General features: G+C 64.8%; 18 protein-coding genes and 1 pseudogene. 12 read left to right on the top strand and 7 right to left on the bottom strand.

Annotation, left to right across the window (positions count from 1 at the left end):
- Nucleotides 1-339 precede the first annotated feature (339 nt).
- Complete coding sequence (locus tag YUA_RS0118985; protein ID WP_027532128.1) at nt 340-576, bottom strand: DUF1127 domain-containing protein; 237 nt, start codon at nt 574-576, stop codon at nt 340-342.
- 183 nt (nt 577-759) lie between these two features.
- Here YUA_RS0118985 and YUA_RS0118980 point away from each other — a divergent pair, with 183 nt between their 5' ends.
- The gene (locus YUA_RS0118980; protein WP_027532127.1) at nt 760-2,103 is read left to right on the top strand and encodes a PLP-dependent aminotransferase family protein; all 1,344 of its coding nucleotides are present in this window, start codon (nt 760-762) and stop codon (nt 2,101-2,103) included.
- A gap of 14 nt (nt 2,104-2,117) precedes the next feature.
- On the opposite strand, the pseudogene YUA_RS51735 reads toward YUA_RS0118980, so the two are convergent.
- Together YUA_RS51735 and YUA_RS0118975 are read right to left on the bottom strand one after the other, a co-directional pair.
- Nucleotides 2,118-2,216: pseudogene (locus YUA_RS51735) on the bottom strand (YdcF family protein); the annotation flags it as partial.
- A 23-nt stretch (nt 2,217-2,239) separates the two neighbouring features.
- A complete protein-coding gene (locus YUA_RS0118975) occupies nt 2,240-2,827 on the bottom strand; it encodes a hypothetical protein (RefSeq protein WP_027532126.1) in 588 nt (195 codons plus the stop codon).
- A 60-nt stretch (nt 2,828-2,887) separates the two neighbouring features.
- On the opposite strand from YUA_RS0118975, the gene YUA_RS0118970 reads away from it, so the two are divergent.
- Nucleotides 2,888-3,322 (top strand): hypothetical protein, encoded by a 435-nt coding sequence (locus YUA_RS0118970; RefSeq protein WP_027532125.1) that lies wholly within the window; start codon nt 2,888-2,890, stop codon nt 3,320-3,322.
- A gap of 4 nt (nt 3,323-3,326) precedes the next feature.
- Here YUA_RS0118970 and YUA_RS0118965 read toward each other — a convergent pair whose 3' ends face one another.
- The 3 genes from YUA_RS0118965 to YUA_RS0118955 form a co-directional block, all read right to left on the bottom strand.
- A complete protein-coding gene (locus YUA_RS0118965; RefSeq protein WP_027532124.1) occupies nt 3,327-5,726 on the bottom strand; it encodes an EAL domain-containing protein in 2,400 nt (799 codons plus the stop codon).
- A 114-nt stretch (nt 5,727-5,840) separates the two neighbouring features.
- The gene (locus tag YUA_RS0118960; protein ID WP_027532123.1) at nt 5,841-7,247 is read right to left on the bottom strand and encodes an MFS transporter; all 1,407 of its coding nucleotides are present in this window, start codon (nt 7,245-7,247) and stop codon (nt 5,841-5,843) included.
- A gap of 139 nt (nt 7,248-7,386) precedes the next feature.
- A complete protein-coding gene (locus tag YUA_RS0118955) occupies nt 7,387-7,893 on the bottom strand; it encodes a ferritin-like domain-containing protein (RefSeq protein WP_027532122.1) in 507 nt (168 codons plus the stop codon).
- 445 nt (nt 7,894-8,338) lie between these two features.
- Here YUA_RS0118955 and YUA_RS0118950 point away from each other — a divergent pair, with 445 nt between their 5' ends.
- The 10 genes from YUA_RS0118950 to YUA_RS0118905 all read left to right on the top strand — a co-directional run bounded on the left by YUA_RS0118950 (nt 8,339) and on the right by YUA_RS0118905 (nt 22,794).
- Nucleotides 8,339-9,421, top strand: a complete 1,083-nt coding sequence (locus tag YUA_RS0118950; RefSeq protein ID WP_027532121.1) for a YbhN family protein — start codon at nt 8,339-8,341, stop codon at nt 9,419-9,421.
- A 111-nt stretch (nt 9,422-9,532) separates the two neighbouring features.
- On the top strand, nt 9,533-11,485 hold the full coding sequence (locus tag YUA_RS0118945; RefSeq protein WP_027532120.1) for a hypothetical protein: 1,953 nt from the start codon (nt 9,533-9,535) through the stop codon (nt 11,483-11,485).
- A 271-nt stretch (nt 11,486-11,756) separates the two neighbouring features.
- Nucleotides 11,757-13,349 carry an alkaline phosphatase family protein gene (locus YUA_RS0118940; protein ID WP_051383264.1) on the top strand — a complete coding sequence of 531 codons (1,593 nt, stop codon included), beginning with the start codon at nt 11,757-11,759 and terminating at the stop codon, nt 13,347-13,349.
- 247 nt (nt 13,350-13,596) lie between these two features.
- Complete coding sequence (locus YUA_RS0118935; protein WP_027532118.1) at nt 13,597-14,937, top strand: MFS transporter; 1,341 nt, start codon at nt 13,597-13,599, stop codon at nt 14,935-14,937.
- A gap of 131 nt (nt 14,938-15,068) precedes the next feature.
- On the top strand, nt 15,069-15,974 hold the full coding sequence (locus YUA_RS0118930) for a LysR substrate-binding domain-containing protein (protein WP_027532117.1): 906 nt from the start codon (nt 15,069-15,071) through the stop codon (nt 15,972-15,974).
- Nucleotides 15,975-16,101: 127 nt separating this feature from the next.
- The gene (kdgD, locus tag YUA_RS0118925; protein WP_027532116.1) at nt 16,102-17,046 is read left to right on the top strand and encodes a 5-dehydro-4-deoxyglucarate dehydratase; all 945 of its coding nucleotides are present in this window, start codon (nt 16,102-16,104) and stop codon (nt 17,044-17,046) included.
- Nucleotides 17,047-17,072: 26 nt separating this feature from the next.
- A complete protein-coding gene (gene gudD / locus YUA_RS0118920; RefSeq protein WP_027532115.1) occupies nt 17,073-18,431 on the top strand; it encodes a glucarate dehydratase in 1,359 nt (452 codons plus the stop codon).
- Between the two features lie 18 nt (nt 18,432-18,449).
- Entirely contained in the window at nt 18,450-19,898 is a 1,449-nt protein-coding gene (locus tag YUA_RS0118915) for an aldehyde dehydrogenase family protein (protein WP_027532114.1), read from the top strand.
- Between the two features lie 119 nt (nt 19,899-20,017).
- Complete coding sequence (garD, locus tag YUA_RS0118910) at nt 20,018-21,559, top strand: galactarate dehydratase (RefSeq protein WP_027532113.1); 1,542 nt, start codon at nt 20,018-20,020, stop codon at nt 21,557-21,559.
- Between the two features lie 29 nt (nt 21,560-21,588).
- Entirely contained in the window at nt 21,589-22,794 is a 1,206-nt protein-coding gene (locus YUA_RS0118905; RefSeq protein WP_027532112.1) for a mandelate racemase/muconate lactonizing enzyme family protein, read from the top strand.
- Nucleotides 22,795-22,934: 140 nt separating this feature from the next.
- Here YUA_RS0118905 and YUA_RS0118900 read toward each other — a convergent pair whose 3' ends face one another.
- Nucleotides 22,935-23,291 (bottom strand): hypothetical protein, encoded by a 357-nt coding sequence (locus tag YUA_RS0118900; protein ID WP_027532111.1) that lies wholly within the window; start codon nt 23,289-23,291, stop codon nt 22,935-22,937.
- Nucleotides 23,292-23,451 lie beyond the last annotated feature (160 nt).

Genomic DNA, 23,451 nt, shown 5'->3' with positions numbered 1-23,451 from the left:
CCCGGTCTTCCCTGCGCCCTCTTTCAATGGAGGGTGAGGCGACGAAGCAAAGCTCGGGCGAGACAAGCCGCGAGGATGTGAAGGTGTGTCTGCAAATTGGAAATCGAACACCGAAACTTGTCGCGATCACAGTCCATGACCGTCACCCTGAGGTGCTCTCCACGCGACGCAACGCGTCGCGTGGAGAGCCTCGAAGGGCGACGCCCCGCTGCATCCCGGCCGTTCATCCTTCGAGGCTCGACTTGCGATGCATGCGCATCGCAAGCCTCGCACCTCAGGATGACGGAATACAGACTGGCGTCGCGGAGACTCGACCTGCCGGGCGCAGCGACAGAAAGTTCACAGATACCGCGTCAGCTCGGCTTTGAACTGTCCGTACACCGCGTCCTCGATCTGGCTGCGGTTGATCCCGATGTCGCGCAAAGCGCGGTCGTCGAGTTCGTTCAGCGTCTTGACGGCGGTGCGGCGCTCCAGGCGGTCGAACAGCGCATAGGCGGCGTTGACGCACGCGCCAAGAAATCCGCTCGATGAGGATGGGCGTAAACTCTGCCCGGCAGTTTGCGAGATCGTGTTCATTTTCTTCTCCGGCCTTTTGGCCACGCGGCGAAGCGGATGCCGTTGGCGCAAACGCTCTGAACGCCTGCACCTCATTGCCGTCGGATTGCTGTCGCTCTCCTCGGCTCAATCGTGGGCCTTGATGGAACTTAAATGCTCCAGTACATTACTCGGAGCAAGTAAAACATTGCTCTCGGTGCAATAATGTCCAAGTTCGAATACGTGAAGCTTGCCGATGCCATTGCCGTGGATATCTCTAACGGCACGTTAAGGCCCGGCGACCGGCTGCCGCCGCAGCGCAATTTTGCCTATGACCGTGGCATTGCGGTCTCGACCGCGAGCCGGGTTTATACGGAGCTGTTGCGTCGCGGCCTTGTGGTTGGCGAGGTCGGCCGCGGCACGTTCATCTCCGGCGACATCAGGCGCGAGGTCGAGACCATCAGCGAGCCGCGCGATGCGCGCATCGATTTCGAGGTCAACTACCCACTGCTGCCGCAGCAATGGGCCATGATCGCCAAGAGCCTCGCCGGGCTCGAGCGCGTCGACGCACTCGAATCCGCGCTCCGCGTCTCGACCAGCACCGGCACCAAGAACGCGCGCAATGCCGCCGCCGCCTATCTCGCGCGCAAGGATTTCGCGCCGCAGGCCGAGCAGATCGTCTTCACCGCCAACGGCAAGCAATCGCTCGCGGCCGCGCTCGCCGCACTCGTTCCCACCGGTGGGCGCTGCGGCGTCGAGGCGCTCACCTATCCCTACGTCAAGAGCATCGCCGCGCGGCTCGGCATCACGCTGGTGCCGATTCCGATGGACGAACATGGCGCGCGGCCCGACGCGATCCAGAAGGCGCATCGCGAAGCGCATCTGTCGGCGCTGTATCTCCAGCCCATCATCCAGAATCCGCTCGGCGTCACCATGAACGCGACGCGGCGCGGCGACATCATGCGCGTGGCCGAGAAGCTCGATCTCACCATCATCGAGGATACCGTCTACGGCTTCCTCGCCGACGACACGCCGCTGGCGGCGCTTGGGCCCGACCGCTGCGTCGTGCTCGACAGCCTCTCCAAGAAGGTCGCGCCGGGTCTTGCACTCGGCATCCTCGTCGCGCCCCCTCACTTGCGCGAGAGCGTGATGGGCGCGGTCCGCACCGGCGGCTGGATCGCTTCGGGCCACGCGCTCGCATCCGGGCAGCGGCTGATGGCCGACGGCACCGTCGCCGAACTGACCCGGCTCAAGCGCATCGACGCCGCACGCCGCCAGCAGACCGCGGCACGGCTGCTCGCCGGCTACCAGATCTCAGCCGATCCGCGCTCTTATCATCTCTGGCTGACGCTGCCGCCGCACTGGCGTTCGCAGACATTCGTTGCCGCGGCCGCCCGGCGCGGCATCGCGCTGACGCCGTCCTCGACCTTCGCGGTCGCGCATGGCCATGCCCCGAATGCGGTGCGACTGGCGCTCGCCCCGCCCTCGTTTGAGCAACTCGATTCCGGCCTGCGCACGATCGTCTCGCTGCTTGGCACCAAGGAGGAGGATTTTGACTCGACGGAGTAGCACTACGAGCCTGTTCAGCGCTCCGGCCATTCCGCGATAAAACCCTTCGCCCTGTACGGCTCGATCTTGTCCCATTCGTGCAGGACACGACTGCGAAATTCGGCGTCGGTATTTTGATTGCGGCCGATTGCAAGCGCTAGGGAAGCAAGGACCGAGGCACCTGATCAAAACTGTAGCTGCGCGGCTGGTTGCGCCGGACGAAGCCGCCGACCTGCCAGGCAAACAGCGCGGCGAAGCCGAGGATAAATAGCACGCCGGCGAATTCGCCGATCATCAGCGCGCGGATCAGAAGCCCCGTCATCGCCACGGCCAGCATCGTCAGGAACGCCAGCACCGCGGCATAAGTCTTGCGGCCGAGGCCTGCGGTCAGCTCGGCCCGGCTGCCGGCCTTCGCCATTCGCGCGTGCAGTTCGACGAGAAAATCGCGAAACCCGCTGTCCTGCGGCGCCATCAGCGCCGCGGTCTGCCAGCTCGTCGACAGGATCGCGATACGACCGCCGCTCGCGCGGCTGACATCGGCGCGAAAGCGATGCTGCTGCATCGAGACCGGGCGGAACGACAGCCTGACAGCACTGATCTCGTCATAGCGCCAGACGCCGGAGCGGCCGGCGATGCGCCAGGACAATCCCTCGTCGGTCAGCTCGAAGCGATGCGCCGATCGAATCAGCGACGCCTTATAGGCATAGCTCGTGACCGGGGCGCCTCGCCCGTCAGAAACCTGCATCACTCAATCCCGTCTGCGCTCCGCTTGCGCAATCGCCCTTCCCCATTCTACAAGCGAGCCATGGCTGAGACGATCTATTTTCCGCGCCGCCTGATTCTCGGGGCCGCCATGATCGCGGGCGTGCTGCTCGCGCTCGCGGTGCACATGTTAGGTGCGCGCTACGGGCTCGACCTCGGCGGCCTCTGGCGCTCGGACACGCATGAGTTCATGCCGACGGGTGCTGCGATCGCCTGGTGGCTGATCGCGACCATCGGATTCTCCGGCGGCTATTTCACAGCGACGTTGATGCAGAGCGCCGTCTCCGGCCAGATCCCGCAACGGATGCGCCAATTCCTGATTGCGGTCGGCGTGCTCCTGCTTGCCGGTGCCGGCCAGGCGGCCTCGGCGCCGAGCCCGATCCCGACCATTTCCGGCGTGGTCGCGGGCCTCGCGGCACTGTGTCTCGGCGCCGTGATGGCGTTCTGCGGCGCGCATTTCGCGCTGCGCCGCGGTTAGCTCATTAAGCGTAAGCGCGCAGCCGCGGCCGTTCCAGCATCATCGCGACGTCGGAGGCGGGCCGCGGCTGGCTGAACAGATAACCCTGCGCCTGGGTGCAGCCTTCGCGCCTGAGCAGCTCGAGCTGCGCGTCGTTCTCGACGCCCTCCGCCGTGGTGACGATGCCGAGGCTGCGGCCGAGGCCGGTCACGGCGCGGATGATCGCCACCGAATCCTCGCGCGTGGCGAGCTCGGACACGAACGAACGGTCGATCTTGATCTTGTCGAAGGGGAAGCTGCGCAGATAGCTCAGCGAGGAATAGCCGGTGCCGAAATCGTCGAGCGATATCCGCACGCCCATGGCGCGCAGCTCGTGCAGCGCGGTCAGCGTCGCCTCGCTGTTCTGCAGCAGCACGGATTCGGTGATCTCGAGCTCGAGGCGGCGCGCCGCGAGCCCTGATTTCTCCAGCGCCTCGGTCACCGACGCAATCAGATTCGGATTCTTGAACTGCACTGGCGAGAGATTGACGGCGACGCCGATGTCATCGGGCCAGGTCGCGGCATCCGCGCAGGCCCGGTGCAGCACCAGCTCACCGAGCTGGATGATGAGGCCGGTCTCCTCGGCAAGCGGAATGAAGTTGATGGGCGAGATCAGGCCGCGCTGCGGATGGTTCCAGCGCAGCAGCGCCTCGAAGACGACCACGCGATCGGTCGCGACATCGCGGATCGGTTGATAGTAGGGCTGGAATTCGTCGCGCTGGAGCGCCGCCCGCATGTCCATTTCCAGCAGGCGCCGCGCCTGCGCGCGCGCATCCATGCCGGTTTCGAAGAAGCGATAGGTGCCGCGGCCGTCGGCCTTGGCGCGGTACAGCGCGAGGTCGGCGTTTTTCAACAGCTCGTCGGGATTGTTGCCGTCCTGCGGCGACAGCGAGATGCCGATCGAGACGCCGATCACGATCTGATGGTCCTCGATCTCGTAAGGCGCCGAGATCACCTCGACGAGCCGGCCGGCGACCGCTCGCGCGGCAGCCTCCTCCGAGCGGCCGATCTGGACCACGGCGAACTCGTCGCCGCCGAGGCGGGCCACGGTGTCGTGCTCGCCGACGGTCGCCTTCAGCCTGCGGCCGACCTCCTTGAGCAGTGCGTCGCCGATGGGATGGCCAAGCGAGTCGTTGATGTCCTTGAAATGATCGAGGTCGAGGCAGAGCACGGCGAGCTGGTCGTTCGCACCCGCCCGGCGCAATCCCTGTTCGAGCTGCTCGTGGAACAGCACGCGGTTCGGCAGATTGGTCAGCGCGTCATGGCGTGCCATGTGCGAGATCTTGGCCTGCGCCTCCAGCCATTCGGTGATGTCCTCGAAGGTGGCGACCCAGCCGCCGCCCTGCATCGGCTGGTTGACGACGCGGATCGAGCGGTCGAACCGACGGACAACATCGGTTGTCGTACGTCCCTTCCGGGCATCCTCAACCAGGCGTGCGAAGAATTGGTCGGGCTCGCCATTCCACTGCCCTTTTGCCGCCTCCTCGCGGAGCACATCGAGCAATGTCCGGCCGGCGAGCTGCATGTCGGAGCGGCGGAGCATCGCCGCATAGCGTTCGTTGAACAGGACGATTTTGCCTTGCGCATCGAACATGCACAATCCCTGCGACATGTTCTCGAGTGCGGTGTCAAGCACGACCTGCTGGCGTCCGATCTCGCCCTTGGCCCGACGGTCGAGCACGGCCGCCGTAAGAGCGATGACGAGAATGGCCGCGGCCGCGCTGGCGGTCAGGATGGACAACGACTGCGGCGGGATCGAAAGACCGCTGATCACGAGGGTAGGATCGGGCGTCAACTCCAGCGCGCCCATCGCGGTGAAATGGTGCGAGACGATGGCGACCGTCAACAGGACCGTTCCGCCCAGCGCGTTGAACAGGCTATCGCCTCGTCCCGCGACGTGCAGGGCGAACGATCCAAAGACGATACCAAGCAAGATCGACACCGTCACGGTCCCGGTGGTCCAGCCGACATGGGCAGGAATCTCGAACGCCATCATGCCGGTGTAGTGCATCGCGGCTACACCTACGCCGACGACGGCGCCACCGACCGCGACCAGACCCCCGCGCGTCGTCGAAACCGAGATGCTGAGACCGATGAAGGTGACTGCGATCGCAAAGATCAGCGACAGGACCGTTACGGGGATGTTGTAGGCACCACCGGCGCCCGGCCCATAGGCCTGCATCGCGATGAAATGGGTTGCCCAGATACCGCAGCCGGCGACGACAGCATCGAGCGTGATCCAGACCAGACGCGCCGACCCGCTCGCCGCACGCGCGCGGTAAAACAGGCTGATCGCCGCCGCGCTGGCGAGCAGACACACCGCTCCGCCAAGTACGACCAGACGCCAATCGTGCTGGTCCGTGAGACAAAACAGAACTTGATACATTGCCGGCCCCTGTTCCATCGGGCACTAGAACCGGCAGAGGTGGACAGTCGGTAACCGGCCGTGCGCCGGCTCCCGCAATGGTAAACAGAGAATGTGCGCGGCTGCTCACATCGTTCACCCTCGCGTTCGCGCACCGATCCCAATAGTCGCAGCCGCAAGTAGCAGGACAGCGGCTGAAATAACCAGCGCGAGATGCAAGCCCTGCATGAACACGCCTTCGCCGCCGACCAGCGAACCGAACAGCGCAACGCCAAGGACGCTGCCGGTCTGCCGCGTCGCGTTGAGCACGCCCGCAGCGATCCCGGATCGCGCCTTCTCGACACTGCCGAGCAAAGTCGAGGTCAGAGGCGGCACCAGGAGGCCAAGTCCACCGCTGATCGCGATCATTTGCGCGAAGATTGCCCAATAGCTCGTCCCCGCCTCGATCCAGATCAGACCAAGACAGCCGAATGCCGAGATGCAGGCGCCGACGACAATGGTCGGGCACGGGCCGATGCGCTCGGCGAGGCGCGGCGCCAGCAGATTGACCGGCAGCACCGCACCCATCATCGGTACGAAAGCAAGCCCGGTCCACCACGCCGACAGGCCGTTGATCCGCTGAAAGTAGAGACTGAGCACGAAGATCAGGCCGTAGATCGCGATGTTGACGAGGAGGCCGACGGCCGTGGTCAAGGTAAACAGCCGGTGACTGAACAAGGACAGCGGAAGCATCGGCTGCGCCGTGCGGCTCTCGCGCCAGACGAACAGCGTGGCCAGGACCGCGGCCGTCGCGAAGGCCGAAAGCACGAGCGGATGTCCCCAACCAAGCGCGCCAGCTTCGATGATCGCGCCGGCGAGCGCACCCAGCGCGCCGATCGCGGCGAGCTGGCCGGGCAGATCGATCTCGCGCGAGCGCGCCCGCGTGGTCTCGGTCGCATAGCGCCAGCTCAGCCAAAGGCCAACGAGGCCGATCGGAAGATTGACCAGGAAGATCGCGCGCCAGCCGACCAGCGTAATCAGCGCACCGCCGACGAAGGGACCGGCGGTCAGCGCCAGGCTCGCGCCCGCGGCCCAGACCGCGACGGCACGGCCGCGCGCGCGGTCGTCTGTATAGGCGTGGTTCAGCAACGCCAGCGAATTTGGCACTAATATCGCCGCCGCCAGCCCCTGGACCAGCCGCGCGCCAATTAGCACGATTGCATTTGGCGACAGCGCACAGGCCAGCGAGGCCGCAGTGAAGATCGCGAACCCCGCCATGAAGATGCGCTTGGCGCCGATCCGGTCGCCGAGCGCGCCGGCCGTCAGGATGAAGGCGGCAAAGGCGATGGTGTAGGCGCTGACCACCCATTGCAATTCAGCAACGCCGCCGCCGAGCGTCTTGCCCATCGCATCGAGCGCGGTGTTGACGATGGTGACGTCGAGCTGCACCACGCCATAGCCGAGGCTCATCGCAGCCAGCGTCAGCGAGGTTGCAGGGCGCGATGCGGTGCGCGGGGCACCGTTCGCGTCGAAGATCTCATATTTGATGGTGTTGGCTCGCATGCTGCCACCTCGATTGCAGCCCCATGCGACATATACGCGTCCGGCCGGCCGGCATGTTTCGATAATGACCGAATGATGGATGCGCGACATGCGAGCGCCGCGCGGATGACCGCGCGGCGCTCTTGCGGATAAACCTGTCTTAACTCGCCGCCCGCAGATTCACCTTGCTCTCGGCAAGCGTTGTCAGCTTTTTGTCCGTCGCCTTCTCTTCCTCGAGTGTTTTCGCGAGCACGGCGGCGCAGTCGCTGCGGCCGAGCTGCTTGGCCCAGGCGATCAGGCTGCCGTAGCGGACGATTTCGTAATGTTCGGCGGCCTGCGCCGCGTTGATCAGCGCCGCGTCAAGCACCGCCTTGTCCGCGACTTCGTTCGCGGTCTCGTCGGCCTCCTCGATAATGCCGTCGATCGCCGGGCAGTCGACCGCCTTCATCTGGGCACCGTGCATCTTGAACACTTCCTCGAGCCGCGTGATGTGTTGCTTGGTTTCTTCAAGGTGCGTCAAAAAGCCCTGCTTCAGCTGCGGATCGGTCGCCTTATCTGCCATTTTCGGCAGCGCCTTGGTGAGCTGCTGCTCGGCGTAATAGATGTCCTGTAGCTGATGCACGAACAGGTCGTTCATGGTCTTGATGTCTTTTGTGAACAGTCCCATCGTTCCGATCCTCAAGGGTTTCGGGAACACGACGGCACCGGCTCTCACGAAAAGCCTGTTGTTTCGCCATGTTCGATTGCTGATGGGGCGCTAACCTGTGCGCGGCATCGTCGTTCCAAAAAGCCTCGAGTGTTTGCGCCGGAACTCGGGTGTTTGCGCCGGAACAAGGCTTGCGGCGCCGGGATTTGGGACCATGTCCACACACAGACCCGCGATCCGCGCTGAACCCTCGACTCACATGCTTAACGCGCGCGTCATGTGAACCACGTATGACAAAGTAGTCGGTCCGGCGCCGAACCTGCCGTTGTCAAGGACTGCACAAGCCGCTGTTTTTGCCTTAAATGAGCTACATCATGCCTAGCGATCGACGCTCATTTCGGGCAGTGATCGCAACCGACTGGCCAATGTCTGGCCCGGTCGGTCTTACCCCCTGCCGGGAGGATGAATGCACGGACTGCTGCCCGCGTTGAAACGCGGCTTCAAGAGATGGATCGGCTGGCGACGGCTCGGTATTGCCGCGAGCGTGATGATCATCGCCTTCGCGGTCACCTCGCTGCTGCGAACCCTCAAGGGCATCGATACCGGCGTCATCCTGACCGCATTGGCCGATATTCCCCGCGGACATATCGGGTTAGCCGCGATCTGCGTGTTCTTCGCGTTTTGCACGCTGACCTTTTACGACTTTTTTGCACTGCGAACGATTGGCAAGAAACACGTACCCTATCGCATCGCAGCACTGTCGAGTTTCACGTCCTATTCGATCGGCCACAATATCGGCGCCACCGTGTTCACGGGCGGAGCAATCCGTTTCCGAATTTACTCGGACTACGGGCTGAATGCGATCGACGTCGCCAAGATCTGTTTCCTCTCCGGCCTGACCTTCTGGCTCGGTAACATCTTCGTGCTCTCGATCGGCATGACCGTCCACCCGGATGCGGCCTCCTACATGGATCAGCTGCCGTCGTCCATCAACCGGTTGATCGCGCTCGGCGGACTCGCCTCGATCGCCGCCTATCTGGTCTGGCTCTGCATGGGCGATAAGCGCCGCGAGCTCGGCCAGAAGGGCTGGAAGGTCGTGCTGCCGTCGGCGCCGCTGACGCTGGTGCAGATCCTGATCGGGGTGGTCGATCTCGGCTTCTGCGCCTTCGCGATGTATTTGCTGATGCCGGCCAATCCGCCGATCGACTTCCTGTCGCTCGCGGTGGTGTTCATCCTGGCAACGCTGCTGGGCTTCGCCAGCCATGCGCCGGGTTCGATCGGCGTGTTCGACGCCGCTATGCTGGTAGCACTGCCCGAATTCGGCCGTGAGCAGCTGCTGGCGACCCTGCTGGTCTTCCGCATCCTCTATTTCGTGATCCCGTTCGGCGTCGCCATCTCCATCATGGGCACCCGCGAGCTCTGGATGAACGTCGTCCGGCCCTGGCAAGAGCGACGGCGGCTGGCGGAAGCCTGCGCGCAGGCCAATTTGCCCAAGCAGGTGACGCCGATGGAGCGCGAGCGATTGGTGCGCCAGGCCAGCAAACGGTAAGGCCAGCCAGCGGTCACGCCGGCAGCCCGTAAAAGCGGCAGACAAAGGTTGCGGGGCGGAGGGCCATGCTCTCTTATTTCCGCCTCAACTTTGCCGTTGAAGACGCGGGCCATGATCCCTGTTTCCCTTTGCCGTTTGCTCTCGGGCGCCCTGCTTCTGGCCGGGTTCCTCGCTGTTTTGCCGCTTCAGCGCGCCGTGGCGCAAGATGCCGGCGCCATGCAGATCAATTGGGAGGTCCGCAACCGCTTCCGCCTGTTCCGCGAGGAGCGCGACTTCCTGCTGCACGTCGAGAATGCGCGCAACCGCAGCATCCTCGCCGCCGAGCAGTCGCTGGAGCTACAGAGCGAGGGCCGCGGCTGGGCCCGCAACATGGTCAACCGCCTCTGCATCGACCTCCAGGGCCGGGTCAACCAGCCATGCACCCGCGACAACGTCAAGGAGAACTACATCACCCCGATCGACCATCCTGTCACCGTGCGCCTGACCGGCGCGGTGCCGGTCGGCGCCACCTGCGCCTGGTCGTTCGACGACGGCGACGGACCGCAGACCTCGACCTTCGACTGTGCCGAGCCGGTCAATCTGCGGGTTCGCTACGGCAAGCAGACGGTCGCAAGCGTCGACGTCTCCGCCGGCTCCGATCCGAGCCAGCGCATCCAGACCGAGATCCAGGTCCGCGACATCTTCATCGCCGGCCTTGGCGACAGCATCGCCTCCGGCGAAGGCAATCCGGACCGGCCACTGGCGCTGTCGGACGAGGGCTTTTGCTTCCGCTCCTATCTCGGCACCGCCGGCGGACAGTATTACCGGCCGAGCCGCGCCGGCTTCAAGGGCGGCCGCGCCTGCGAGGCGCCGGATACGCTCGCCAACTGGCAGCATTACAGCGCGCTCTGGTTCAACTCGCCCTGCCATCGCTCGCTCTACAGCTACCAGGCCCGCACCGCACTCGCGCTCGCGGTGCGCTACAGCCATATCGCCGTCACCTATCTGCCGCTCGCCTGCACCGGCGCCAGCATCAGCGACGGGTTGCTCGGCTCACAGCGCGCCCGCGAATGCCCGCCCGGCAAGAGCGGCGTCTGCAACACCAGCGTGAATGCCCAGGTCGCCGAGTTGCGCGAAGCGCTCACCGCGGCCAAGAAACGCCAGCCCGATCGCAATCTCGATCTCGTGCTGCTCTCGATCGGCGCCAACGACGTCTACTTCTCCGGCCTCGTCGCCGACGTCATCGTCGACACCGCGACCGAGCGCGCACTGTTCCGCCGCTCCGGCGTGATGGCGAGCGTCGACGATTCCCGCGATGCGCTCCAGCGCGAGCTGCCGCAGAATTTCGTCAAGCTGCGCGAGGCGCTGAAGCCACTGGTCGGCGGCGATCTCTCGCACGTCGTCTATGTCTCCTATGCCAATCCGGCGCTGGCCGACGGCGGCGTGCCCTGCCGCGGCGGTCGCGGTGGCTTCGACATCCATCCGGCCTTCAATGCCGATCCGCAGCGGCTTGCCCGTGTTTCGACCTTCGTCGACACTGAGTTCCTGCCACAACTGAAGGAGCTCGCGACCTGCACGCGCGGCGCGCTGTGTCGCGATCCGGAGGCTGACCGCATGACCTTCGTCGACACGCATCAGGCTGCGTTCGCCGATCACGGTTTTTGCGCCCATGCCGGCAATGATCCCGAATTCGATCGCACCTGCTTCGCCGAGAACGGCCAGAGCTTCAATCCGGATATCGTCAGCGCGGCGAGCCAGCCGATGCTGTGCGGCCGCGGCGCCTCGGAATATCGCGCCTATTTGCCGCGCGCGCGCTGGATCCGCGATGCCAACGACAGCTATTTTGCAGCGATGACCTATCCACAAGGGCTGCCGTCGGCGAGTCAGCCGACCGACATCCACGACGCGACCTGGGGCGTGCTCTCGGCCGTCTATGGCGGAGCCGTGCATCCGAGCGCCGAAGGCCACGCGGCGATGGCGGACGCCACATTGCCGGCCGCGAGCGCGGTGCTCGGCCTGGATGCCGTGCCGCCGGGCGTCACACGCGGACTGCTCGCTCCGCTCCTGCCGGGCCCGCAGCAGTAGAAGGGGTTGCGGAGGGCACAGGAACTGGAGCGTCCAGCGCAGCTTCACGGCCGTGCATCCGACAAACCTGGCGTCGGTTTGATTTGATGGCGCCACGCACACAAATATTTTCGCGTGCGGCGTAATCGCGGCGTCATCCAAGGTTCATCGCCGCTACCTAGTTTTCCCGGTGCTACGAATTGACGCACGTGGCGGCGAGCACAGGCTCTCCGCTGCGCGGTGTCGCCTGCCTGCATGTCATCAACACCTGACACTACTGGGGAGCTCATCAATGACGATCGAAAAACGGCCGTTCGCGGGCGTCGCTATCGCTTTTGTCTCGGCCCTTGCTCTGTCGCTACTGGCCCCGTCGTTCGCGCACGCCGAGGACAAGGACAAGAGCGACATCAACCATGTCCTGCTGATCAGCGTCGACGGCATGCATGAGGTCGACCTGCAACGCTATGTCAGTTCCCACCCTTCGTCGAGCTTCGCCAGGCTGCTCGCGCATGGCGTGCATTTCGCCGATGCACACACCTCCCGGCCCTCCGACTCCTTCCCGGGCCTGCTTGCGTTCATGACCGGCGGCACCCCCAAAACCCATGGCGTATTCTACGACGACTCCTACGACCGCACGCTGTTCGCGCCCGGCAGCAACTGCCAGGGCAGTCCCGGAACCGAGACGCTGTTCGACGAATCGATCGATTACGACCTGACCAAGCTCGACGGTGGCGGCCCGGCAGGCTCCGATCACATCAATCCAGCGCACCTGCCGATGCGCCTGAAGAATGGCAAGTGCGAGCCGGTCTATCCGCATCAGTTCCAGCGGCTCAACACCATCATGGAAGTGATCCACGCGGCGGGAAAACGCACCGCCTGGTCGGACAAGCACCCGGCCTATGAGATCATCAGCGGTCCTTCCGGCAAGGGCCTCGATGAACTCTATGCGCCCGAGATCAACTCGACCTCGGTGCCGGGCCAGCCCGGCGCAGACTGGACCACCGATCCAAGCTTCACGCGCACCTATGACCAGCTCAAGGTCACGGCCGTGCTCAACTGGATCAAGGGTTTTGATCACACCGGCAAGACCAAGGTCGGCGTTCCCGCCATCTTTGGCATGAACTTCCAGGCCGTCAGCGTCGGCCAGAAAGTGACCGCCGACGGATATCTGGACGCAGCGGCGACGCCGAGCCCGCAGCTCCAGGCATCGCTCGACTTCGTCGACGCCTCGCTCGGCCAGATGCTGGATGCGCTGGCGGACCAGCACATTGCCCGCGACACGCTGGTCATCGTCGGCGCCAAGCACGGCCAGTCGCCGATCGACGTCACCAAGCTTCACATGCTGACCGGCAGCACCAATCCGAAGCTGGGCGGTGGCGTGCGCGCCGACGTGACCGATCCAGCTGACTTGCTGACCAACGGCGGCATCACGCTGGCCCAGGAGACCGCCGATGACGTTGCGCTGATCTGGCTGAAGAACCACGGGGATGCCGAGAAGGCCGTCGCGATCCTCGAAGCTGACCGCAAGGCCAGCAACCGGGCCCGCATCGAGAAGATCTATGCCGGCGAGCAGCTGGTTGATCGGTTTGGCGATCCGGCGGCCGGCCGTACGCCTGACATCATCATTCAGCCGATCGCCGGCACGATCTACAGCGGGAGCAAGAAGAAGATCGCCGAACACGGCGGCTTCGCCGAGGACGATACACACGTCCTGCTCGTCGTCTCCAATCCAAAACTCGCCCCCGCGATCGTCCACGAGCGCGTCGCGAACAGGCAGGCCGCGCCAACCATCCTGAAGGCGCTCGGCCTGGAGCCGGAAGAGCTCGAGGCGGTGCGCGGTGAGGATCACACCCACCTGCTGCCGGGCGTGCGGCTGAGGGACTGATCCTGGGCGCTGGTTCGCCGAAGCGCGAGCGCTCGCCACCTACTCACGGCATCGCCCGCCTTGTGCGCAATTGCGGCACTCGAGCGGGCGATCCCTTTTCTGGTGGTCGTCACCGCATGCACGTTGCTGCCGTTCCATCAATTCAAAAACGGCATCAATCGATGCTTCCTTGAACTTGGACACTTTCCCGCATGCGCCTCTAGGAGTCGCATTGAGGAAACATTTCGAGTTCTAAGGAGGCGCCTTGATGAGCGCAGTGGTGTCCGCAACGGACGTGAGGAGATCTCGCGTCAGGCTGTTCATCGTGACCATGCTGTTCCTGGTCACCACGGTCAATTACGCCGACCGCGCCACGCTTTCGATCGCGGGCCCCGCGCTTTCCAAGGAATTGCATCTCGATCCCGTCGCCATGGGCTGGATCTTCTCGGCCTTCGGCTGGTCCTATGTCGTCGCACAGGTGCCGGGCGGCTGGCTGCTCGACCGCTACGGCTCGCGCCTCGTCTATGCTTTCAGCATTATCGTCTGGTCGCTGTTCACGATGATGCAGGGCTGGGTCGGCTTCTTCAGCGCCGGCACCGCCATCATCGTGCTGTTCGCGCTTCGCCTCCTTGTCGGCGTCGCGGAAGCACCGTCGTTCCCTGCCAACGCCCGCATCGTCGCGGCCTGGTTTCCCGGCAATGAGCGCGGCACCGCATCGGCCTTCTTCAATTCGGGGCAGTATTTCGCGACCGTGATCTTCGCACCGCTGATGGGCTGGATCGCCCATGATTACGGCTGGCGCTACGTGTTCTTCGTGATGGGCGGGCTCGGCGTCATCATGGGCCTCGCTTGGATCAAGACCGTCTTCGGACCGAAGGAGCACCCGTCGATCAACGAGGCCGAGTTCGATTACATCAAGGAAGGCGGCGCGCTGGTCGATCTCGACGCGCCCAGAGACGAGCGTGCGCCGGACTCCGGTCCGAAATGGGACCATATCCGCCAGCTGCTCTCGAACCGCATGATGCTCGGCGTCTATCTCGGCCAGTACTGCATCAACACGCTGACCTATTTCTTCCTGACCTGGTTCCCGGTGTACCTGGTCAAGGAGCGCGGCCTGTCGATCCTGCAAGCCGGCTTCGTCGCGACGCTGCCCGCGCTATGCGGCTTCATCGGCGGCGTGCTCGGCGGCGTCATCTCCGACGCCATCCTGCGCAAGACCGGCTCGCTGACCATGGCGCGCAAGATCCCGATCGTCGGCGGCATGCTGCTGTCGATGTCGATCATCGCCTGCAACTATGTCGACGGCCAGGCGCTGGTGGTCAGCTTCATGGCGCTCGCCTTCTTCGGCAAGGGCATCGGCGCGCTCGGCTGGGCGGTCGTCTCCGACACCTCCCCCAAGGAGGCCGGCGGCGTCTCCGGCGGCCTGTTCAACTCCTTCGGCAACCTCTCCTCGATCACGACGCCCATCGTGATCGGCTACATCGTGGCCGCGACCGGCTCCTTCAACGGCGCCCTGGTGTTCGTCGGCATCAACGCGTTGGTGGCCGCGGTCGCCTATCTCGTCGTGGTCGGCAAGATCGAGCGGGTGGTGCTCAAACGTTCCTCCTGAGCGCTCCGAGTGATCGGAGTGGGACAGGCAACTCAACGGCGGCTCACAAGGCCGCCGTCTTTGTTTTGTTTTGGGGATGACCGATGCTAGAAGTGCCGGGGAAACGCCTTATTCATCTAAGGCATGTATCGATGTTCGACCTCAACCAGCTCCGCTGCTTCGTCACGGTGGCCGAAGAACTGCACTTCGGCCGCGCCGCCGCGCGGCTCAACATGACCCAGCCGCCGCTGTCCCGGCAGATCCAGGTGCTCGAGCACATCATCGACGCGCCGCTGCTGGAGCGCACCAGCCGCTCGGTGCGCCTGACTCCGGCCGGGCGCAGCTTCCTCCCCGAGGCCCGCCGCATCCTGAAGCTCGCGGAAAGCGCCTCGCAGGTCGCCCGCCGCATCGCGCTCGGCAAGACCGGCTCGCTGAAGATCGGCTTTACGGCCGCGGCCGCCTACGGCTTCCTGCCCGAGCTGGTCGCGGCCTGCCGCGCAAAACTGCCCGAGGTCGATTTCTCGCTGAAGGAGATGGTCTCCGGCGATCAGTTCGAGGCGCTGACCTCGGGCCAGATCGATGCCGGCCTGCTCAGGCCGCCGATCGCGCGGCCGGAGCTTGCGAGCCGCCGCGTCGTCGCCGAGCCCCTGCTCGCCGCGATCCCGAAGAAGCATCCGCTGGCGAACGCCGAGAATATCACCATCAAGGATTTCGACGGCCAGCCCTTCGTGATGTATTCGCCCTATGAGAGCCGCTACTTCCACGATCTGCTGGTGGCGCTGTTCACCCGCGCCGACATCCTGCCGCGCTATGTCCAGCACCTGAGCCAGATCCACTCGATCCTCGCCATGGTGCGCGCCGGCCTTGGCCTCGCCATCGTGCCGGCTGCGGCCGCCGGCCTGAAAATCTCCGACGTTCGGCTGCGTCCCCTGAAGCTGCGCAACCGCGTTCCGGTTGAGCTCTTCATGGTCTGGCGGCGTGACGACGAGAATCCGCTGCTGTCCGCGCTGGTCAAGCTCGCCGGCGAATTGTCCTCCGCCGAGGTGATGGAAGATTGATGCTCAATCCGCATCGGTCGATATAGGCTTTGGCTTGGACGCGCATCGAACGGTCTCCTAAACAGCGGCGCATGGACGCGCGGCCTTGTTGCGTCCTCCACAACACTGGAAACAGGGAGCAGCGCCCATGAGCAAGATGACCCCGCAGGAAATGGCCCAGAAGATCGGATCCGGCCTCCTGTCCTTCCCCGTCACGCCGTTCAAGGCGGACTATTCCTTCGACGAGGCGACCTACCGCGCCAACATGGATTGGCTGTGCGGCTATGATGTCGCAGGTCTGTTCGCCGCCGGCGGCACCGGCGAATTCTTCTCGCTGACCCCGGCCGAAGTCCCTGAGGTGGTCAAGGTCGCCGTGGAGGAGACCAAGGGCCGCGTGCCCGTGCTCGCCGGCACCGGCTACGGCACCGCGATCGCCCGCGAGATCGCAATCGGTGCCGAGAAGGCCGGCGCTGACGGTCTGTTGCTGCTGCCGCCCTATCTGACCCATTCCGAGCAGGAAGGCCTTGCCGCCCACGTCGAGGCCGTCTGCGCCTCCGTGAAGATCGGCGTCATCGTCTACAACCGCGACAACGCCATCCTCCAGCCCGACACGGTCGCCCGCCTCGCCGAGCGCTGCCCGAACCTCGTCGGCTACAAGGACGGCATCGGCGACATCGAATTGATGACCCGCGTCTACACCAAGCTCGGCGACCGCCTGACCTATGTCGGCGGCCTGCCGACCGCCGAGACGTTTGCGCTGCCATATCTCGACATGGGCGTGACGACCTACTCCTCGGCCGTGTTCAACTTCGTGCCCGAATTCGCCACCAGCTTCTACGCCGCGGTGCGCAAGCGCGACCATGCGACCATCCACGCCGGCCTGAAGGATTTCATCCTGCCCTTGATCGCGATCCGCAACCGCAAGAAGGGCTATGCGGTCTCGATCATCAAGGCCGGCATGAAGGTGATCGGCCGCGATTCCGGCCCGGTCCGGCCGCCGCTGGCCGATCTCACCGAGCAGGAGGTTGCGGAACTGACCGCGCTGGTGCAAAAGCTGCCCGCCGCAGGATCGACACAACAGGCGGCAGAATAGCCGACGACAACAAGGAGGAGCGTGCGATGGCCGAGACCAGCATCTCCGGCGCGCCAGTCGCCGGTGCACCGGTGGTCACCGCGATGCAGGTGATCCCCGTCGCGGGTCGCGACAGCATGCTCCTCAATCTGAGCGGCGCACACGCGCCGTTCTTCACCCGCAACATCGTCATCCTCACCGACAATGCCGGCCACACCGGCGTCGGCGAGGTGCCGGGCGGCCAAAAGATCTGGCAGACGCTTCAGGACGCCCGCGATCTCGTGATCGGCAAGACCGTCGGCGCGATGAACAACATCCTCGCGGACGTTCGTACCGCCTTCGCGGACCGCGATGCCGGTGGCCGCGGCAAGCAGACGTTTGACCTTCGCGTGATGATCCACGCGGTCACCGCAATCGAATCCGCCCTGCTCGACCTGCTCGGCCAGCATCTCAAACTGCCGGTCGCGGCCCTTCTCGGTGAAGGCCAGCAGCGCAAGAGCGTCGAGACGCTCGGCTATCTTTTTTTTGTCGGTGACCGGCGCAAATCCAGGCTCGACTATGTCAGCGGCGAGACCGGCAAGGCCGAATGGTTCAACTTGCGCCATCAGGAGGCGATGACGCCGGAGACGGTGGTGCGGCTCGCCGAAGCCACCCACGATCATTACGGCTTCGCCGACTTCAAGCTCAAGGGCGGCGTGCTGCGCGGCGAGCAGGAGATCGAGGCGGTCACGGCCATTGCAAAACGCTTTCCCAATGCCCGCGTCACGCTCGACCCGAACGGCGCCTGGTCGCTCGATGAGGCCATCAGCCTCTGCAAGAACATGCACGGCATCCTCGCCTATGCCGAGGATCCCTGCGGCGCCGAGGCCGGCTTCTCCGGCCGCGAGATCATGGCCGAGTTCCGTCGCGCCACGGGCTTGCCGACCGCAACCAATATGATCGCGACCGATTGGCGGCAGCTTTCGCATGCACTGCGCCTGGGTGCGGTGGACATTCCGCTGGCCGATCCCCATTTCTGGACCATGCAAGGCTCGGTGCGCGTCGCCCAGACTTGCCGTGACAACGGCCTGACCTGGGGCTCGCACTCCAACAACCATTTTGACATTTCGCTCGCGATGTTCACCCATGTCGGCGCCGCGGCCCCCGGCAAGGTCACCGCGATCGACACGCACTGGATCTGGCAGGACGGCCAGGCGCTCACCAGGGAGCCGCTCCAGATCAAGGGCGGTAAGATCGCGGTCCCGGATCGTCCGGGCCTCGGCATCGAGATCGACCGTGCGGCCATCGAGGCCGCGCATGAACTCTACAAGCAGCATGGACTCGGCGCCCGCGACGACGCCACGGCCATGCAGGACCTGATCCCCGGCTGGACGTTTGATGACAAGCGTCCTTGCCTCGTTCGCTAAAAAACTCTGGAGGAAATGATGACTGCGATCCTGAAGAACTTCATCGGCGGTGAATGGGTCGACGGCTCCGGCGTCACCAAGAACATCAACCCCTCCAACACCAACGATCTGGTCGGCGAATACGCCAAGGCCGACAAGGCGCAGACCGAGAAGGCGATCGCGGCCGCGAAGGCCGCCTTCCCCGCCTGGGCGCAGTCGACACCGCAGGTGCGCTACGACGCGCTGAACAAGATTTCTCTCGAAATCATCGCCCGCAAGGAAGAGCTCGGCCGCCTGCTCGCCCGGGAGGAAGGCAAGACGCTGCCCGAGGGCATCGGCGAGGTCGCACGCGCCGGCCAGATCTTTGCGTTCTTTGCCGGCGAAGCACTGCGCCTGATTGGTGAGAAAGGCGCGTCCGTCCGCCCCGGCCTCGACGTCGAGCTCACCCGCGAGCCGGTGGGTGTCATCGGCATGATCACGCCCTGGAATTTCCCGATCGCGATCCCGGCCTGGAAGATCGCGCCCGCGCTCTGCTACGGCAACACGGTCGTGTTCAAGCCGGCTGAGCTGGTGCCCGGCTCCGGACATGCGTTGTCCGAGATCATCGCCCGCTCCGGCATCCCGGCAGGCGTGTTCAACCTCGTGGTCGGCTCCGGCTCCGTCGTCGGCCAGACCCTGCTCGATCACCCCGATGCCGCCGCGATCTCCTTCACCGGTTCGGTGCAGACCGGCCGCAAGATCGCGCAGGCCTGCGTGCTGTCGACTCCGATGAAGAAGTTCCAGCTCGAGATGGGCGGCAAGAATCCCCTGGTCGTGCTCGACGACGCCGACCTCAAGACCGCCGTCGAGGTCGCCATCAACGGCGCCTATTTCTCGACCGGCCAGCGCTGCACCGCGTCCTCCCGCCTGATCGTCACCGAAGGCATCCATGACCGCTTCGTCGCCGCGATGGCCGAGCGCCTGAAGGGCCTGTCGGTCGACGACGCGCTGAAGACCGGCGTGCATATCGGCCCGGTGGTCGATCAGAACCAGCTCGACCAGGATCTGCGTTACATCAAGATCGGCCAGGACGAAGGCGCCAAGCTCGCCTTCGGCGGCGAGCTGCTCAAGCGCGAGACGCCCGGCCACTACCTCCAGCCGGCGCTGTTCACCGAAGCCAACAACAACATGCGTATCGCGCGTGAGGAGATCTTCGGGCCTGTTGCTACCGTGATCCGCGCCAAGAACTACGAGGAAGCGCTGGCGATCTCCAACGACACCGAGTTCGGTCTCGCCTCCGGCATCTGCACCACCAGCCTGAAATACGCCTCGCACTACAAGCGCAACAGCGAGTCCGGCATGGTGATGGTCAATCTGCCGACCGCCGGCGTCGACTATCACGTGCCGTTCGGCGGCCGGAAGGGCTCGAGCTACGGCGCCCGCGAGCAGGGCTCCTATGCGCGCGAGTTCTACACAACGGTGAAGACCGCCTATACCTATCCCGGCTGATAGGCCGACATCGTAGGGTGGATTAGCGTAAGCGTAATCCACCTCTTCTGCCTCGACGGACAGAGACACTGGTGGGCCACACCTTCGGCTAACCCACCCTACACTTTCGGAGTCCTACTATGGATCAGGACGTCGCAGCGAAAGAACAGCCCCGCTACATCAAGCTCAACGCGCGCGACAATGTCGCGATCGTAGTCAATGATTTCGGGCTTCCCGCCGGCGCCCGCTTTGCCTGCGGGCTGACGCTGCGCGCCTTCGTGCCACAGGGGCACAAGACGGCACTGGTCGACATCGCACAGGACCAGCCGATCATCCGCTATGGCGAGGTGATCGGCTACGCACTCGCGCCGATCCTGGCTGGCGAGTGGGTCGACGAGGCGCGCATCCGCATGCCGGAGGCCCCTGACCTCGACAAGCTCGAAATCTCCACCGCCGTCCCCGCGCCACTGCCACCGCTCGAAGGTTTTACCTTCGAAGGCTTTCGCAATCCCGACGGCTCGGTCGGCACCAAGAACATCCTCGGCATCTCCTCCTCCGTGCAATGCGTCAAGGGCACGATGGAATATGCGGTGAAGCGCATCCGCACCGAGCTGTTGCCGAAGTACCCGAACGTCGATGACGTCGTTCCGCTGACGCATGCCTATGGCTGCGGCGTCGCGATCACCGCGCCCGACGCGGTGATACCGATCCGCACGCTGCAAAATATCGCGCTGAACCCGAATTTCGGCGGCGAGATTTTGGTCATCAGCCTCGGCTGCGAAAAGCTCGCGCCCGAGCGGCTGGTGCCGGAAGGCGTCAGTGATGCCATCGTGCGCATGCAGGACGAAGCCTTCGACGGCTTTGGCGCGATCGTCGACGCGATCATGACCCAGGCGGAGGCCCGCCTGAAAATCCTGAACAAGCGCACCCGCGAGACCTGCCCGGCCGCCGATCTCGTCATCGGCCTGCAATGCGGCGGCAGCGACGCCTTCTCCGGCGTCACCGCCAACCCGGCCCTCGGCTTCGCTGCCGACCTCCTGGTGCGCGCCGGCGCCACCGTGATGTTCTCGGAAGTCACGGAAGTGCGCGACGCCATCCAGCTGCTCACTCGCCGCGCCATCAACGAGGACGTCGGTCGCGCGCTGGTACGCGAGATGGCCTGGTACGATGCTTATCTGGCCCGCGGCGGTGCCGACCGCAGCGCCAACACTACGCCCGGCAACAAGAAGGGCGGCCTCGCCAACATCGTCGAGAAGTCGCTCGGCTCGATCGTCAAGTCCGGTTCGTCCGCCATCACCGGCGTGCTCTCGCCCGGCCAGAAGGCAACGCAGAAGGGCATGCTGTTTGCGGCAACGCCGGCGTCCGACTTCATCTGCGGCACGCTCCAGCTTGCCTCCGGCATGACCTTGCAGGTGTTCACCACCGGCCGCGGCACGCCCTACGGTCTTGCGGCAGCACCCGTGATCAAGGTGGCGACCCGCACCGAGCTGGCGCGCCGCTGGAAGGACCTGATCGATTTCGACGCGGGCGGCATTGCCACCGGCGAGAAGACCATCGAGGAAACCGGCTGGGATCTGTTCAACCTGATCCTCGACGTCGCCTCTGGCCGCACCAAGCCGTGGTCGGACCGCTGGGGCATTCACAACGACCTGACGCTGTTCAATCCGGCGCCGGTGACCTGAGCGCCGGCAACTCGGCCACGAGGACCTCGATGTCGGGCATCACGACCCTGCGCACGATCCGCATTGACGAGCGGCCGAACCTGATCTGGGTCGAGATCGAGACCGACGAGGGATTGACCGGCCTCGGCGAAAGCTTTCGCGGCGCGCAGGCGGTCGAGGCCGCGGTGCATGAGTTCGTCGCGCCGCTGGTGCTCGGCCAGGATTCCCGCCGCATCGAGGCGATCTCGCGCCAGTTGCTGACGCCCTATCTCGGCTTCCACAGCGTCAGTGCCGAGGTGCGCGCGGCCAGCGCGATCGACATTGCGCTGTGGGACCTCAAGGGCCAGCGTCACGGCATTCCCGTGCACGAGGCGCTCGGCGGCGCGAGCCGGCTCGAGATCCGCGCCTACAACACCTGCGCCGGCTACGCCTACAACACCAAGGGCTCCAAGCGCCGCGAGATCGGCGCCGACGATGCCGTGCTCGGCCCCTATGACGACCAGATCGCCTTCATGCGCGACGCCGGGGCGCTTGCCGAAAGCCTTCTGAGCGAAGGCTACGGCGCCATGAAGATCTGGCCGTTCGATCCTTTTGCGGCGAACGGCGGCCACGCGATCTCGCTCACCGATCTCAAGACCGGATTGGAGCCGTTCCGCAAAATCCGCGACGCGGTCGGCGACCGCATCGAGATCATGTGCGAATTGCACAGCGTGTGGGGCATGCACACCGCCGAGCGCATCTGCCGCGCGCTGGAAGACTACGGCGTGTTCTGGGTCGAGGATCCCCTCAACAAGATGGACGATTTGCAGGGCCTCGCCGATCTCAGGCGGCGCGTGAAGACGCCGATCTGCGGCAGCGAGACGCTGGCGGGCGCGGCGAGCTTCCGCAATCTGCTCGCGGCCAATGCCGTCGATGTCGTGATGCTCGACATCGCCTGGTGCGGCGGTCTGAGCGAAGCACGCAAGATCGCGGCGCTGAGCGAAGCCTACAACAAGCCGCTTGCTCCGCATGACTGCACCGGACCGGTGGCGCTGATGGCGGGCCTCCATCTGGCGCTGCATGCGCCGACCGCGATCTTCCAGGAGGTCGTGCGCGCGACGCTGTCGACCTGGTACCGCGACCTCGTCACCGCGTTGCCCGTCGTGAACAACGGCATCGTGTCGGCACCGATGGCACCCGGTCTCGGGCTTGCGCTCAATCCGGATTTGCGCCGCCGCGCCGACGCAGTGGTGCGAGAGACCAAACTCGGCGCGTAAGGAAAATTGACGCGGACAACTTCCTCCTCTCTTCGTCCTGTCGTCTCACGCAAACAAATTTACCCGCGCGCGGGAGACCAATGTCCGCACAAAGCGAACCTGTTGCGGCAGTGCCGCGACGAACCTTTTGCGCGTCGGCTTTACGTCATGCTGCCCGGCATGAAGCACCGCACGCGCGGGTGGCCGTCGATATAGTGCTTCCACACCATGGCGCGGCCGATCTTGTTCGGCTCCGTGATCACGGCGCCGTCGGGCACGACGACCCATTCGTCGTCGAGATGGACGCGGTAGTGCCCCTTGTCGGACTCCCAGTCGACATCGGCGACGACATAGCCGTCAGCATCCGAGCAGCACTGTCCATACTCGCTGCGCAGGCTCTCAAACCAGGGTTTGAGCGGTGAGTTGGCATAGCGCCCGTCGTCGCGCGCCAGCGCCGATGTTGCCAGCATCAGCGTCAGCCCTAGCAACGTCGCTGCGCACAGTCTTGCAAGTCTCATAGCGTCATCTCACGGATCGAAGTCAGCGCCGCGAGGAACAGGCGACCTCGCTCACTCCCTTGGACAGGCGCGGCAGCGGCGACTCGTTCCTCCGGCGGATTTGCCAACAGCTATGCAAATCCAGCGCCAGCACGCATTCCGGGGAACTACCGGCGCGACC

Origin of the sequence: Bradyrhizobium sp. WSM3983, assembly GCF_000473045.1 — a bacterium.
In the GTDB taxonomy this organism is placed as follows: Bacteria; Pseudomonadota; Alphaproteobacteria; order Rhizobiales; family Xanthobacteraceae; genus Bradyrhizobium.
The sequence above is the reverse complement of the archived record's forward strand: the minus strand, read 5'-3'. Positions and strand labels throughout refer to the sequence as shown.